Genomic DNA, 13,902 nt, shown 5'->3' with positions numbered 1-13,902 from the left:
TCATGCGTATCCCCCCATCTATCTTTGCTTACTTGAATTTATCTTTCAGGTCAGCAAACAGTTCGCCCAGCGTTACACCCATTGGTTGGTTGTTTTCTTGCTGGAACTGCTGTTGTTCTTTTTTGCTTGCGCGCTCTGCTTGTTCTTCGCGGTCTTCTTCAACAGCGCGAATGCTCAAGCTGATGCGTTGCTCTTGTGGCACAACATCCAGGACTTTCACTTGTACTTCTTGGCCTTCTTTCAAGACCTCACCCGGAGTGTTCACACGGCGATTGGCGATTTGGGAGATATGAACCAAACCTTCAATGCCAGGAGCAACTTCTACGAAAGCACCAAAGGTAACCAAACGTTTTACGGTACCTTTCACAATGGAGCCAGTTTTGAACTCTTCGGCAACCTTCGCCCAAGGACCTGCTTGCGTTTCCTTGATGCTCAGACCAATTCGTTCATTCTCTTTGTCAACCTTGAGAACTTTTACGGTTACTTTGTCGCCTTCTTTAACCACGTCGGATGGTTTATCTACGCGGTTCCAAGCCAGCTCGGAAACGTGTACCAGTCCGTCAACCCCGCCGATATCTACGAATACGCCGAAGTCAGTCATGCGCTGTACAGTACCCTCCAGAACTTGACCTGGCTGGATTTTATCCAAAATGGTTTGTTTGTTCTGTTTCACTTCATCTTCCAGAACAGCTTTGTGGGAGAGGATAACCTTGTTCTTTTCTTTATCCATCTCAACTACTCTGAGCGTCAAAGACTTCCCTTTGTAATCAGCGAAATCTTCTACGAAGTGACGCTCCACCATAGAAGCTGGGATAAAGCCGCGCACGCCTACATCTACAACCAGCCCGCCCTTTACTACTTCCTTGACGACTGCTTCGATGATTTCGCCTGAATGCATTTTTTGCTCCAGGTCTGACCAAGAAGATTCCATTGCTACTGCCTTCTTGGAAACCACGAGTTCTTCTTTCTCATCGTTCAGCTTGATTACCTTCACTTCAAAGGTATCGCCGACTGCCACTACATCTGAGACTTTCTCAACATGCAGAGGGGAAAGTTCACTGATTGGAATGAGTCCATCGTATTTGTAACCTACATCAACCAATGCTTGCTTGTCTTCTACTTTCGTGACGGTTGCTTTTACGACGTCACCTACGGAAACAGTAGCTGCATCTGTTAGACTTACGTTTGTTTCTTCCATCATCAAAAAGACCTCCTTAATACCATCAGTCCCAGACCATCTATGTAGACGTTACGATCCATCACGTTACATGAAGCGGGAGCATGTATATTTTTAACTGCAGCCTTAAGGCTAACAGTTCCTACTGATGAAGCCAGTATGTTCCAGCAGAATTAGTATTCTACCCTTTGGTAATTCTATACCGACTGCTTAGGATCGATGCTGATTACGTAAATTCCTAATGTGATCCATGATCAAATCGCTTGTTTCTTTTAACGTATCCGCGCTCGATTTAGCCTCACGCAGTCTGGTGAGATCAATCGGCTCGCCGTATACGATCTTGATCGGTCGGAACAAACGGTACGGCCCAATAATCGCTACAGGAATTACCAGCGCTTGAGATTTGAGGGCAAACATGGCCACCCCAGGCATTCCTTCGCCCACTTCACCAGTCTTACTGCGCGTACCTTCTGGGAAGATTCCAAAGATTTTTCCTTCTTCCAGTAATTTCAGCGTCGTTCGGATTGCAGCCCGATCTCCAGCTCCCCGTTTGACCGGAAATGCACCGAACTTTGTAATGAGAAAACCAATTACTGGAATGCGGAAAAGCTCTTCTTTCGCCATAAAGTTGACCATCCGCTCGATTCCCGATCCGAGAAGCGGCGGATCCCACAAAGAGATGTGGTTGGCACACAGAATGACTGGGCCTTCCTTAGGTATATGTTCACGCCCGATCACTTGCCATCGAAAGACAAGCGAAAAAATAATCCGAAAAAAACCTCGAAACGTACGATAATAGCTCACTGGGTAGACTCTCCCATTCGCTCGCAGATTTGCAGGATCTTCTCCACTACCTGATCAATGGTCATCCCCGACGTGTCCACTAAAACGGCATCATCCGCCTGGCGCAAGGGAGCCACTTCCCTGTTCATATCGCGGTAGTCCCGCTCCTCAATTTCCTTTTCCAGATCAGCCAGCTGTGCTTGGCTACCTTTCGCGAGCAATTCTTTCCATCTTCTCTCTGCACGCTCCCGGATAGAAGCAGTAAGAAAAATTTTGACTTCGGCATCTGGCAGTACGTGTGTACCAATGTCTCTGCCATCCATGACGACATTGCCCTGCTTTGCCAAATTCCTCTGCAGCACCAGCATCTGTTCACGAACGGCACCGTAGCTGGCCACAATGGATGCGTACTGACTCACTTCAGCTGTCCGAATCCAGGCAGTCACATCGGTATCATTCCAGTACACATGCTGCTGTCCAGCCTTTCGAACCAGACGGATCTCATTATTTTGCAATAGTTCGGAAACAGTATGTTCATCGTCAATGGGGAGTTGTTGATGGTGCACAGCCCAAGCCAACGCTCGATACATAGAACCTGTATCGATATACACGTATTCCAACTGACCTGCGACCTTCCCTGCGACAGTACTTTTTCCTGCTCCTGCTGGTCCATCAATGGCAATGTTCATTTACATCTCACCTGCTATGTACAGTAGTTCTGAAAGGGAATAGAAACAAGAAAAGCTTCTGTCGAAGCCCCTAAAATCCTTGAGTCTGTTTCTATGTTATCTATAATAGTACCATAGTATGGAAGCATGCGCAAACCCTCAAGGGAGCTTAGAAACTCCTTCTAGCCGCTCTGTCTCGATTAACAGAACCCGTGCGGGCACGTACTGAATGAGCATTTCCCCAATAGTGAGCAGAATGGCACAAACTACAATTCCGATCATGATGCCTTTTTCCATCCGGTTCGCGAAACGTCGAAAGCGCTCGTTATACTGGCTCGTCATCGGGGTCTCTTCCTTTTGTCAGGCGCTATTCTGCAACGCCTTTTTTGCGAAGCTCCAGCTGTCTTTCATAGCATGCCCGTACCACTTTTGCCCGATCCTGCTCACTGATTTGAACGAACTTTCCTGAAATCCATTGATGCAATCCTTTTTTCTCTGCTCCCTTTTGTCTGACGATTTCCATCTCCGCATACGCATGTTGGACCTGTCCAGTCTTGTTTGGCATGGAAATCCATACGTGCAGCTTGTCATTTTCCTGTAGTCGATACGTCTCGTCACAGGTAAAGGAGAGTCCGCCGCCACTGATATCTACGGTTCGCGCCAAGAAATGATAACGTCGGATGGGATCATCCAGCTTGACAGCAATGTCTAAGGATGAATCAATGCGTAAATAATTGCGTCGTTGTGTCCGTTGTATTTCTTCCTTTGACGGGAACTGCAAAAACAACACCGGGATGTGTTCGCTCTGTCTGCCTACGATTGAGGAATGAAATTCGTAGCGGGAGCCATCTTCTCCCACATACCATACCTCACAAGCTGCTCCTGCGCCAAACAAGCCTGTCCGACCCGTCTCTTCATTCGTCGGCAATTCGATCGAAGCGACTTCGTCTTTGATGTCCACGACACGACTTTTGTATGTATGTAGACGTGGATCTTCAGAGGAACCCGCAAAAGTAAGTCTAATTGATTGTCCAATTCGTGGTAGCATCATATGAAAACGTTCCTCCTTTATCCCCTCTCACCGTTTCCATTATATACCCTTTGCGGCTTATACGGCAAATAGGGAAAGCCTCTCAGATTAGGCCTTCCCCTGCTCTTGTGACTTGCTTTACCGTGCCGCTTGATCCCCTTGGCCGGTATCCATTTTCACTATTTCTTCCTCGTCCCCATTCAAGGCATTGATATAAATCATATACGGGCTTCCTTCGAAGCTAGCGGCCATTTCCCACACCAGAACTTCTTTCCCGTCATTCTTCCCTTCAATCAATGCCAGTCTCTCGCTCGTCACTTTCACGCTCGGATTCACCTTTTTACGAGCTTCTTCCTTTGTGATGCGCGGTTTGGACAAGATCCTCTTCTTGTGATTGAACAGGTACTCTGTAGAGTTGAATGCCGTGACTTCGCCGTTATCGAGTGCGACTTCAACTGAGACAGCATCCGGGTAAATACGCACGCCATCTTGCATAGGAACAAACGTGAAAACGGCACTTCGTTCATAGCTATCCGTTTCCGCTACTTCCACACCATCGAACCCGTGTTGCTGCAAAAACTTGCGACCGTGTTCCTCGGCCTGCTTCATTTCCATTTTCTCTTCCCCAACCTGACGCTCGTTCATCATCCAAACGACTTTGCCTCCGCGTTTGGTCACATCCAGATTGATGGCTTGCTTTTTGTCAGGCGACGTGACTCGGACGCTATACGCGGAATACTCCTGACCTTTCCCATTCTCATCTACTTCGACATGAGCGCCTTTTGCTCTGTCTCCCAAGAAATCGAGTGCGATCTTCTGTGCTTCTTCCTTGGTTGTATTTTTCCCATCGATCCCCTTGATTCTCTGTTGTTTCTTTTTATCCAAGCTCTGAATGCCAACGCCCCAATCCAAGTCCGGATACTCTTCTACTTTCTTCTCGATCGTGTGGAAGCCATCGATAATCGTGTTGTCTGATTTCTTGTCATCCGAAGCAAGTGCTGACTCTACGTCCATCCAGCGCAGCTGTTTATCCAGGACGTTGGACTGTACCTTGCGTAATTCGTCTTGAATCTCCGCAGATTGCTTATGCAGATTTTTGAGTGTCCCGTATTCTTTTTCGCTCAATGGCTCCTTGTCCAGATCCCTTACAGCTACGCGGTAGGAGAAATCTGCTACGCGGGACAGCATTTCTTCTGTCTTATTAAAAGGCATCAAAGTGAGCGGCAATTGCCCAACGTCCGCCTGAGCAGCATAAGCGAGGCGCCATACACTAGTCAATGTCGGAGTCATTTGCCTACGAGAATTGATCACCAGTGCTTTTCCCAATTCATCATGCAATTTGTCTACGTGATAGGTCAATTCGTGAAAAGCCCGTTGATAGGAGTTTTCCGCCTTAATCAACACCGAGTTTTTTTCGTTGTGCTCCTGATAACCCCACATCCCTGCTCCCACCACTGCAACCAGGGCTACTGGAAACAAGATGCGTGCTGCAGCTCCATATACCATTTGTTGTCTTCCTCCTTTCAGCAGTCAACCGCATTACCGGCAAAAAATATGCTTTCCAATCTTTTTGACTTGAGGCCTTGTCCAAATCCATTGGGATGTGGCTGTGGCCGGATTGAAGTAGTAGGTGCAGCCACCGGATGGGTCCATTCCATTCAGCGCGTTTTGAACTGCTTTTCGGGCACTCTCATTCGGCTCCAGCCAAATTTGTCCGTCAGCGACAGCGGTGAATGCACGAGGCTCAAAAATGACACCAGACGGCGTGTCAGGGAAAGAGGGGCTTTTCACCCGATTGAGTATAACGGCGGCGATTGCCACCTGACCTTCGTACGGTTCTCCCCTAGCTTCTCCGTAGACTGCATTCGCCATCAGCTTTAGATCATTTGCGGAGATTCGAGAAGGATGAAAGTTTTGGTTGCCCTTGGGCTTTTGCTTCTTTTCAGCCGGAGCAGAAATCTCGGATCCTGATACGGTGGTGCTGCCTTCTTCAGCCGAGAACACCGTATATCCCGCAAAGCCTGTTGCTACCAGCACCAAAAGAACACCTGCGATCCAGATTGTTCGCACGGCTGAATCCTCCTTGGCATGAATTGAAATCTTTGCATAGTGTTAGTGGAGGAAGTATGGATTATGCATCAGATTCTGGGGGAGCCTAGTAAACAGAAAAAAGACCGATGCAATTTGCATCGGTCTTTCAGGGTCCGCAGGACTCAGGGTCCGCAGGACTCAGGGTCCTCTCAGGATTCATTGAAACTAAAATGTTTGTCATTGTCACATAGGCATTGTTTGAAGCCTGTTTCTACCTGCCCTCCCGGTTCTCGACGACCGCGCAGGGTAAACTTTTCTCCACAAATGTTGCAGCGAATGGTCACTTTAGCTCGTTGGGTTTTGAACACGTCTCGTCTCCTCCTCCCGTCTATTGTGGACGGGAAGAAAGCTTTTTAGAACCGAAATCATGCGCTCTTTGTACCTTTTTCAATCCTTGCCACCATAGTAGGAGCATGAAAGGCACAATCACCACGAGCCAGTTTTGGACTGACAAAAAGATAGCGTTGTAGAGCGCATGTAAAGCAATCGGCAGCACGACCGAAACCCAGAGAAAGATTCGCTCTTTTCGAACCCCCTTGGAAAATTTGGCCAAACCGAGATAATACCCCATCCACACTGCGAACAAAGCGTGACTCGACACAGGCAACAACGCACGCCAAAAGGCAATATCCAAACCATTGATAATCAAATAGAACAGATTTTCCAAAGTGGCAAAGCCAAGGGAGACTGCCACGGCATAAACTATTCCATCATACGGCTCATCGAATTCTACATGTTTGTACGCTGTAAAATAGATGACCATCCATTTAAAAAACTCTTCAATAACAGCGGACTGGAAAACCTCCGCAACAATGCCGTCCCGCCAGTTCCATTCAGTCTGCATGATGTACTGGATCACCATGATGGGGATCACGAGTAGTACCCCAAAGATAAATGACCGGATCACCATTGAAATCGGCTCCGGCTCCAGACTGTCACGCAGGTAAAAATAGCTCAAGATGGCAATGCCGGGGGCAACTGCCGCTCCGATCATAGCAATCATCTGTGTATTACTCCTTTACACAAGGCTGATATTCATCGTACCATGAATACTGGTTGATGAAAACCCGCTACAGGAGAGGAATCATGTTGAAAAAAATATTGGTACTCAACACAGGCGGCACCATCGCCATGTCCGTGGACGCCTCTGAGGGCGTGAAGCCACTTGACGATCAAGCCGTCAACAAAATTGTTCCATTCCTTGAACGTTACGCAGATATTACCATGAAAAATGTACTGAATTTACCAAGCCCACACATGACTCCCGCCATCATGAATCAGTTGCGACAGCACATTGAAGAAGAGCTAGCGGCCTACCCATACGAAGGCGTAGTTATCACGCATGGAACAGATACGTTGGAGGAAACAGCGTACTTCCTAGACTTAACCCTTTCTCTCACCGTACCCGTAGTCGTAACTGGCGCGATGCGCAGCAGCAACGAGCTTGGGGCAGATGGGCCCGTTAACCTGATTTCTTCTGTCCGGGCAGCGGCAGATCCAGACAGTGTCAGCAAAGGTGTACTCGTCGTCTTCAATGATGAAATACACGCAGCCTGCCACGTAACCAAGACGCATACCAGCAACGTTGCGACTTTTCAATCACCGCAGTACGGCCCAATCGGCACCATAGCCAAAAAGCAAGTCCATTATCACCATGCTCCACTGACCCGAGAGCACTATGTGATCTCCCATGCAGATGCCAATGTTCCGTTGATTAAGGCGGTAGCGGGTATGGACCCGTCGTGGCTCCAATTCTTGCTGGATCAGACAATCGACGGTTTGGTCATCGAAGCTTTTGGTCTCGGCAACTTGCCTCCCGCCATTCTTCCTACTTTAAAACAGATCTTGGCAAAAGGCGTCCCGATTGTATTAGTCTCTCGTTGCTACAACGGGCAAGTGCAGGATGTTTACGATTATGAAGGCGGCGGACGACAATTAAAAGAGCTCGGTATCATTTTCTCCAACGGCCTGAATGGACAAAAAGCTCGTTTGAAACTGATTGTCACTTTGCAGCAAACACGCGACTTTCAACAGCTTCAGCATTTGTTTGATCAATAAAGCATAAAATATCGCTGCAGCAAAAAGAAACCCCTCCTTGTTTTCATGCAAGGAGGGGTTTTTCGACTTACTGTATGTGGAGAACGGATGGGAAACGTTTATACCCAACCGCGGAAGCGTGAAGCTTCAGCCATTTTGCGCGCACCTACCATGTAGGCAGAGAGACGCATGTCTACGCGGCGTGTTTGGGACAGGGAGTAAACATTCTCAAACGAACGCACCATAACTTGCTCCAATTTCGATTCAACTTCTTCTTCTGTCCAGTAGTAGCCTTGGTTGTTTTGTACCCACTCAAAGTAAGATACAGTCACACCGCCCGCACTTGCCAGTACATCCGGAACAAGCAGGATGCCACGTTCTGTCAGAATTTTAGTCGCTTCCAAAGTGGTTGGACCGTTAGCTGCTTCAACTACGATTTGAGCTTTGATATTGTGAGCGTTTGCAGCAGTAATTTGGTTCTCAATCGCTGCAGGCACCAGAATATCGCAATCCAGTTCAAACAGTTCTTTGTTTGAAATCGTGTTGTTGAACAGTTTTGTTACCGTACCGAACGAATCACGACGGTCCAACAAATAATCGATATCCAGACCGTTTGGATCGTGCAGTGCACCGTAAGCGTCGGAAATACCAACTACTTTAGCACCTGCATCGTGCATGAATTTTGCCAGGTAGCTACCAGCGTTACCAAAGCCTTGAATGACCACGCGAGCACCTTTTACGTCGATGTTACGACGCTTCGCTGCTTCGCGAATGCAAATGGTTACACCTTTCGCCGTAGCTGTTTCACGGCCATGGGAACCACCCAAAGCAATTGGTTTACCCGTAATGAAACCAGGGGAGTCAAATTCACGGATACGGCTATATTCGTCCATCATCCATGCCATGATTTGTGAGTTCGTAAAGACGTCCGGAGCCGGAATATCTTTCGTTGGTCCCACAAGTTGGCTGATTGCGCGAACGTAACCGCGGCTCAGTCTCTCCAGTTCACGGAAGGACATTTCACGCGGGTCGCAAATGATACCGCCTTTACCACCGCCATAAGGCAGATCGACGATACCTGCTTTGAGGCTCATCCAGATAGAAAGTGCTTTAACTTCATCCTCAGTAACTTCCGGGTGGAAACGAATGCCCCCCTTGGTCGGACCTACAGCATCGTTGTGCTGTGCACGATAGCCCGTAAACACCTTTACTTCGCCGTTATCCATGCGAACCGGAATGCGTACGGTCAAAACGCGTAGCGGCTCCTTCAAGAGTTCAAACATCGATTCTTGGTAACCTAGTTTCTCCAGTGCTTCCTTGATCACCACTTGAGTAGAGTCGAGCAAGTTCAAGCTCTCTTGCTTTTCAGTCCCTTGGGTGCTTTCGGTTACCACGTCTTGATTACCCATTACTTACCACCTCAAAAATGTTATCGGTAAACGCAGCCTTTAGTATACATGTTTGTCTCCTGTATGAGAAGCTATAAAAAAACCTTTTTTCCATTTCGTAAGCGTTTTCTTAGTTTCGAAGGTATAATCATACAAAATTTTACCAATCAAGAAAATCGTTGATACAAGTAGTCTGAATTTGCTGTACAAACGTAAAAACGCGATAATAACCGTACGTATAGCCTCCCCAAATCCGTGCGTTTCATTACCAATCCGGTGGAACTGTGTCATAATGGATAGAGTAATTATGGAAGTTTATACATGGGGGTGTTTTTTATGAAAAAACACGGCATTTTATTTATTTTTGCCCATCCGGATGATGAGACGTTTACTTCCGGAATTACCATTTCCAAATATCGCCATGAACAAAAAGCAGATTGCTTCTTGATAAGTGCCACTCGCGGTCAAGCAGGCAAACCGGGTAACCCTCCCATTTGTTCTCAAGAAGATTTGCCACTCGTCCGTGAGCAAGAGCTCAAAGAAGCCGCCTCGATCCTGGGCGTAACAAGCCTTGAGATTTGGGACTATGAGGACAAAATGCTCAGTGATGTTCCTCTAGAGGAGCTAATTACCCGCATACACGAGGCCATATCGAGACTGCAGCCAGAGGTAGTCGTGACATTCGCGCCACACGGAATTTCCGGCCATCAGGACCACAAGACGATCTCAGAAGCCACCACGCAAGCGATACACCGCCTACCTGCGGATACGAGCGTTCGTAAGCTCTATTATGCGACGCGTGCCGCTAACGGCCAAGTCAGTGCACCACCACCCTTTACGGATTCGTATGAAACCATCACGACGATCGTCGATGCACCCGAGTACAGAGAACAGGTAGCCGCTGCCTTACGTGCTCATCGTACACAGCATTTATCTGTAGATCGGGTTTTTCCCGGCGTTAGCGCAGGCGATTATTCGAATGTCCCACCACGTAATCACTTTATTCTCTCGTGGACCAGCTTGCATGATTATGTCCTCCAGGGAAAAGAAAAAGACTTCCTCGCTGGGTTAGAAAGCTAATTGGTCCCCTATGCACAGCAAAAGCACCTAGTAGTAGACTAGGTGCTTTTTTATCGTCCCAGGCACTTCATTACTTAAAATGCCTGCATATTTCCTTGACTGCATCATCTTCCACGACAACTTTTCCGTATTCCTCTAATACGTAAATCGTCGTCGGCGTCGCTTCCCCGTACTCAGAGAGGATCGCAATCAGTTTATGATAGCGCTCCTGATCCAACTCCACTTCTTCCAATACCAGGTGATACTTGCCTTGGTAGAAATAAGCGGAACCTCCATTGGTCAAAAGAGCATTTATTCGATGGGCAGCTTCGACCATATGCTCAAAATCACGGAAGGCGTAGATGATAAGGTCGCTTTCTTCAAGCGTAACCTCTAGCTCATATACTTCTTCGTCGTCGAACTCCTCTTCTTCTTTCCCGTCCTTTGAGCCGCTTTTGCCGCGAGTTACGATCACGACCATCCCCTGAGCTGGCAAGGCGAACACTTCAACGGCAACAGGCCCTGACACTTCAAAACCTAATTCATGATACGCCTGTTCCATCATGTCGTTGAACAGTTCATGTACTTTAGGAATGTCACGCCACATGTCTTCTTTCTCTATCCCGCGCTCTGACAGGTCGTCAAACGTTAAAAAGATTCGTATTTTATCTTGACCAAGGCGTTCAACACGCATGACTGTCCCTCCTCGCCATCCAGTCGTACTACAAAATATGATTGTAAGCCTGTAAGAGTTCTCCGCATTTTCCGACGAATACCTGTTGGCATTCATCCATTTTTTTAAACACAAAGGAAAATCCGAGGTAGTCCTATCATATCACATTTGTCACCTGGAACATAGCCACGCGACACCTTACGCGATGCTCGAGCACATTCGCGTGCGCTGTCGATTAGGGCGAGTGAAAAGCAGACTTTGTTGATGGCTGTCAGTATTTGCGCTTTCCCAGGAAAAGTAATCGCTTGTTTGCTGCTCCGTAAACCACAACCCCCCCTGTGAAGATAGCAGTAGGTAATGGCATCTTTACAAACTGAATGACAAATAGAAAGAGAGCAAACAGAAGCATGGAAACATGCATCCAGGCATGTTCCACTTCCAACGCCTTGAGGTAACCATATTGATATAGATGAAATTGCATCAAGCTAATCAGGAGTAAGGATGCCCACACAAACAGAAACAGAGAAAGAAAAACTTCAGCCGGCTTGAACAGGAGCATCGCTATCCAATCTCCCACACTATCGATGCGGATCGTCCCCGAAGGAAATACGTGGATTGCTCCAATCCCCAAGACCCAGGCAAGCGCCCCTACCAGCAGGCTTCTTCCCATACTGCCATTCTGAAACGTTCCTCCTACGAGTCGTTCTTCCTCCTCATAGTATTGAGCGCTGCTAGTTCGGGTTCCTAGACGGCACATCCCTTTTTTCAACAAAAAAAAACGCCTTTTACCGGCGTTCTGACAGTTCCTCTTCACGTAATCGTTTTTGAATCCAGATCGCGGCCTGCGCTCCATCTCCCATCGCAATGGCCACTTGCTGTGAGTGCTCGACAATATCTCCAACTGCCCATAGGTTCGGATGATCGGTTTCTTTTGTCCGCGGATTAGTTAAGACATGTCCTTTTTCGTTGAGGCGGACTGCAAAAGGCTCCAATAAACTGGTCTGTACCTTGGCCCCTGGAAAAGATAAAAATGCCCTTGTTACATCCAATCGGTCTCCAGATGAGAGGATTAACCCCCGCAATATACCTTCCAGATGTAAGAAATTATTCACAGTTTCCTCTACGAAGGTATAGCCTTTTCTGGACATCTCCGTCCTTATTCCAGGATCAACAGGACTCTTTGCGTGATTGATGATGAAGAGATGAGGTGTGTAAAAAGAGAGCTCATCTGCCATTTCAATGGCTTGTGGCAGCGCTCCAATCACAGCCGTATTTTGATCGACCGTTTCATAGCCGTCACAATCCGGGCAGAGAAAGATCGAAGTACCCAAACATTCATGAATCCCGGGAATAACGGGAAATGGATCGCGAATTCCCGTAGCCATGACGAGTGTTCGCCCCTGTATGGGGGTATGCCCGTTTTTCGTGTGCACAATAAATCGATGATCGTCTTGACCTTCCAGACGCGTGACTTCGTCTTCAATAAAGATGACGCCATACTTTGCTGCCTGATCTTTACCGAGCTTTCGCAACCCTTCCCCACTGATCCCGTCCTGAAACCCCAGGATATTCCGGTAGGCTTTGGCTACTGTCGATCTCCCGCCTGGAACGTCAACCACAGCAACACGACGCAAGCTTCTCGCCAGCTGGATCGCCGTCTGCAGTCCGCCAATCCCACCACCAACGATGATTGTATCGTATGTCACACGCACTCTCCACCCGTCGTTTCCATTTCCATTTAGCATAACCCGGGAAACGAAAGACCATTACTGGAAGAGTGGTACCATGACTACTTTACCTTCTGTTAATTGTGCTTCCAGGGAAATGCCATTGTAATTAGCAATTCTCGCCACATTAGCGTTATTCCCGTAATATTTGCGCGATAGCATATAGAGCGTTTCGCCTTTTCTCACCACGTGCTTGACCGCCTTTGGTTTTTCAGCAACTGCTCCCGATGTTCCCTTCTTGCCTGCATCGGTAGCCGGCTTGGCGACAGAAGCAGTTTTCCCGGTCACTTCCGTCGTTCCCGCATGACTCGAGGTCGAGGAACCTGATTTTTGCGCGGTAGAAGGTCCCACAGGAGGAGGCGTCGGTTGTGCTTGAGCAGAGCTTGGAGCTGTCTGCGTCGGTTGCTCGACGATCGCGGGTAGAGTAGCAGATTCGCTAGCTGTAGCTTGCTCAGTAGTAGGTGTTGTTTGAACGTTCGTTGGTTCCTCAGTTTTTACCACTGGGCTACCCTCTGCCGCAGTCGGATGACTTACTTTTGCCTGGTACAACTCAATCCCGATTAATCCAAAAAATAGGGCGCCAAACACAACCAAACCAGATTGAATCAGTTTTTTCAGCGAAATCGTTCTACTAGTTCGCTGGTTGCGGGAACGCCGAGGCGGCAAACCTGTTTGTTCGATACTCACTGTTCCTCCCCCTTTCCTTTCTTTAACGTATACTGAAGGTAAAAAGCCAGCAGCAAATCAATCGCGATATGCGCGAAAATCGATGGCCAAAGCATCCCTTCTCGTTGAAACAAGTAGCCTAAGAGCATACTGGTGACAAATACGCTGACAAATAACAGTGGCTTCTTCAAATAGCGCACATGAATCAGCGTAAATAGGACACTCGTCCATATATTGCCTGCTACTGTTTGGATGACCCCGCGAAACAACCACTCTTCTCCCACTCCGACCGAAATACAAACGACTAGCGTCATAAATGGAGACATCCCGCCAAAGACCATTTCATTCACGCTTCCGTCGTCCTGCCAGCTACTCGGTAGGTATCTGTCCATGGTGATACTGGCTACTACAATCAATAGGGCAACGACCGACGCCATCCCCAAGCCCGACCAATCTGGAGCCACAAACAGCTCTCTCGTGCCGATCCATCCGTGAACAAAAAAACTGCTGCCTGCAGCGATCGCTAGTACCAAACCTTGTGTCAGCCAGAGATTTAACCGTAGATTAGCTTCATCCATCTCTTGCCCACTGTCACCCACTGGT

Annotated in this window: 15 protein-coding genes and 1 pseudogene; 2 read left to right on the top strand and 14 right to left on the bottom strand. The window is 47.9% G+C overall.

Translation table 11 applies throughout. The annotated features are described in order from the left end of the window. Positions 1–28 precede the first annotated feature (28 nt). The 8 genes and pseudogenes from rpsA to prsW all read right to left on the bottom strand — a co-directional run bounded on the left by rpsA (position 29) and on the right by prsW (position 6,752). Positions 29–1,201, bottom strand: a complete 1,173-nt coding sequence (gene rpsA / locus AN963_RS05780) for a 30S ribosomal protein S1 (protein ID WP_055743573.1) — start codon at positions 1,199–1,201, stop codon at positions 29–31. Between the two features lie 186 nt (positions 1,202–1,387). After that, complete coding sequence (locus AN963_RS05775) at positions 1,388–1,981, bottom strand: lysophospholipid acyltransferase family protein (RefSeq protein ID WP_055743572.1); 594 nt, start codon at positions 1,979–1,981, stop codon at positions 1,388–1,390. Then, positions 1,978–2,649, bottom strand: coding sequence for a (d)CMP kinase (cmk, locus tag AN963_RS05770; protein WP_055743571.1), 672 nt, complete (start codon positions 2,647–2,649; stop codon positions 1,978–1,980). The genes AN963_RS05775 and cmk overlap by 4 nt, the downstream gene beginning before the upstream one ends. A gap of 138 nt (positions 2,650–2,787) precedes the next feature. Then, positions 2,788–2,970 carry a hypothetical protein gene (locus AN963_RS05765; RefSeq protein WP_055743570.1) on the bottom strand — a complete coding sequence of 61 codons (183 nt, stop codon included), beginning with the start codon at positions 2,968–2,970 and terminating at the stop codon, positions 2,788–2,790. Between the two features lie 25 nt (positions 2,971–2,995). Further along, positions 2,996–3,679, bottom strand: a complete 684-nt coding sequence (locus AN963_RS05760; RefSeq protein ID WP_055743569.1) for a flagellar brake protein — start codon at positions 3,677–3,679, stop codon at positions 2,996–2,998. A gap of 117 nt (positions 3,680–3,796) precedes the next feature. Then, positions 3,797–5,164 carry a germination protein YpeB gene (gene ypeB / locus AN963_RS05755; RefSeq protein ID WP_055743568.1) on the bottom strand — a complete coding sequence of 456 codons (1,368 nt, stop codon included), beginning with the start codon at positions 5,162–5,164 and terminating at the stop codon, positions 3,797–3,799. Positions 5,165–5,197: 33 nt separating this feature from the next. Then, positions 5,198–5,554: pseudogene (locus AN963_RS05750) on the bottom strand (cell wall hydrolase); the annotation flags it as partial. A 523-nt stretch (positions 5,555–6,077) separates the two neighbouring features. Then, positions 6,078–6,752: a glutamic-type intramembrane protease PrsW gene (prsW, locus tag AN963_RS05745; protein WP_055743566.1), complete on the bottom strand. Its 675-nt coding sequence runs from the start codon at positions 6,750–6,752 to the stop codon at positions 6,078–6,080. Positions 6,753–6,835: 83 nt separating this feature from the next. Between prsW and AN963_RS05740 the strand changes: the two genes are divergently transcribed. Next, positions 6,836–7,807 carry an asparaginase gene (locus AN963_RS05740; protein WP_055743565.1) on the top strand — a complete coding sequence of 324 codons (972 nt, stop codon included), beginning with the start codon at positions 6,836–6,838 and terminating at the stop codon, positions 7,805–7,807. A 98-nt stretch (positions 7,808–7,905) separates the two neighbouring features. Here the strand turns inward: AN963_RS05740 and AN963_RS05735 are convergent, their stop codons facing one another. Then, positions 7,906–9,195, bottom strand: a complete 1,290-nt coding sequence (locus tag AN963_RS05735) for a Glu/Leu/Phe/Val family dehydrogenase (protein WP_055743564.1) — start codon at positions 9,193–9,195, stop codon at positions 7,906–7,908. A 315-nt stretch (positions 9,196–9,510) separates the two neighbouring features. On the opposite strand from AN963_RS05735, the gene AN963_RS05730 reads away from it, so the two are divergent. Continuing rightward, positions 9,511–10,254: a PIG-L deacetylase family protein gene (locus AN963_RS05730; protein ID WP_055743563.1), complete on the top strand. Its 744-nt coding sequence runs from the start codon at positions 9,511–9,513 to the stop codon at positions 10,252–10,254. 70 nt (positions 10,255–10,324) lie between these two features. On the opposite strand, the gene AN963_RS05725 is transcribed toward AN963_RS05730, so the two are convergent. The 5 genes from AN963_RS05725 to AN963_RS05705 all read right to left on the bottom strand — a co-directional run bounded on the left by AN963_RS05725 (position 10,325) and on the right by AN963_RS05705 (position 13,898). Further along, positions 10,325–10,927 carry a genetic competence negative regulator gene (locus AN963_RS05725; protein ID WP_055743562.1) on the bottom strand — a complete coding sequence of 201 codons (603 nt, stop codon included), beginning with the start codon at positions 10,925–10,927 and terminating at the stop codon, positions 10,325–10,327. Positions 10,928–11,177: 250 nt separating this feature from the next. Continuing rightward, entirely contained in the window at positions 11,178–11,675 is a 498-nt protein-coding gene (locus AN963_RS05720; protein ID WP_152985606.1) for a hypothetical protein, read from the bottom strand. A 16-nt stretch (positions 11,676–11,691) separates the two neighbouring features. After that, entirely contained in the window at positions 11,692–12,612 is a 921-nt protein-coding gene (locus AN963_RS05715) for an NAD(P)/FAD-dependent oxidoreductase (protein WP_330218817.1), read from the bottom strand. A 60-nt stretch (positions 12,613–12,672) separates the two neighbouring features. Further along, positions 12,673–13,320, bottom strand: a complete 648-nt coding sequence (locus tag AN963_RS05710; RefSeq protein ID WP_055743559.1) for a LysM peptidoglycan-binding domain-containing protein — start codon at positions 13,318–13,320, stop codon at positions 12,673–12,675. Continuing rightward, positions 13,317–13,898, bottom strand: coding sequence for a CPBP family intramembrane glutamic endopeptidase (locus tag AN963_RS05705; protein WP_236707877.1), 582 nt, complete (start codon positions 13,896–13,898; stop codon positions 13,317–13,319). Before AN963_RS05705 ends, AN963_RS05710 begins: the two co-directional genes overlap by 4 nt. Positions 13,899–13,902: the final 4 nt, after the last annotated feature.

Source organism: Brevibacillus choshinensis (genome assembly GCF_001420695.1).
Classification (GTDB): Bacteria; Bacillota; Bacilli; order Brevibacillales; family Brevibacillaceae; genus Brevibacillus; species Brevibacillus choshinensis.
The sequence above is the reverse complement of the archived record's forward strand: the minus strand, read 5'-3'. Positions and strand labels throughout refer to the sequence as shown.

Bases quoted from the DNA above. Each gene is read 5' to 3' on its own strand.
- AN963_RS05730 (WP_055743563.1), top strand. From the start codon at position 9,511: ATGAAAAAACACGGCATTTTATTTATTTTTGCCCATCCGGATGATGAG.
- AN963_RS05765 (WP_055743570.1), bottom strand. From the start codon at position 2,970: ATGACGAGCCAGTATAACGAGCGCTTTCGACGTTTCGCGAACCGGATG.
- ypeB (WP_055743568.1), bottom strand. From the start codon at position 5,164: ATGGTATATGGAGCTGCAGCACGCATCTTGTTTCCAGTAGCCCTGGTT.
- AN963_RS05760 (WP_055743569.1), bottom strand. From the start codon at position 3,679: ATGATGCTACCACGAATTGGACAATCAATTAGACTTACTTTTGCGGGT.
- AN963_RS05740 (WP_055743565.1), top strand. From the start codon at position 6,836: ATGTTGAAAAAAATATTGGTACTCAACACAGGCGGCACCATCGCCATG.
- AN963_RS05725 (WP_055743562.1), bottom strand. From the start codon at position 10,927: ATGCGTGTTGAACGCCTTGGTCAAGATAAAATACGAATCTTTTTAACG.
- cmk (WP_055743571.1), bottom strand. From the start codon at position 2,649: ATGAACATTGCCATTGATGGACCAGCAGGAGCAGGAAAAAGTACTGTC.
- rpsA (WP_055743573.1), bottom strand. From the start codon at position 1,201: ATGATGGAAGAAACAAACGTAAGTCTAACAGATGCAGCTACTGTTTCC.
- prsW (WP_055743566.1), bottom strand. From the start codon at position 6,752: ATGATTGCTATGATCGGAGCGGCAGTTGCCCCCGGCATTGCCATCTTG.
- AN963_RS05735 (WP_055743564.1), bottom strand. From the start codon at position 9,195: ATGGGTAATCAAGACGTGGTAACCGAAAGCACCCAAGGGACTGAAAAG.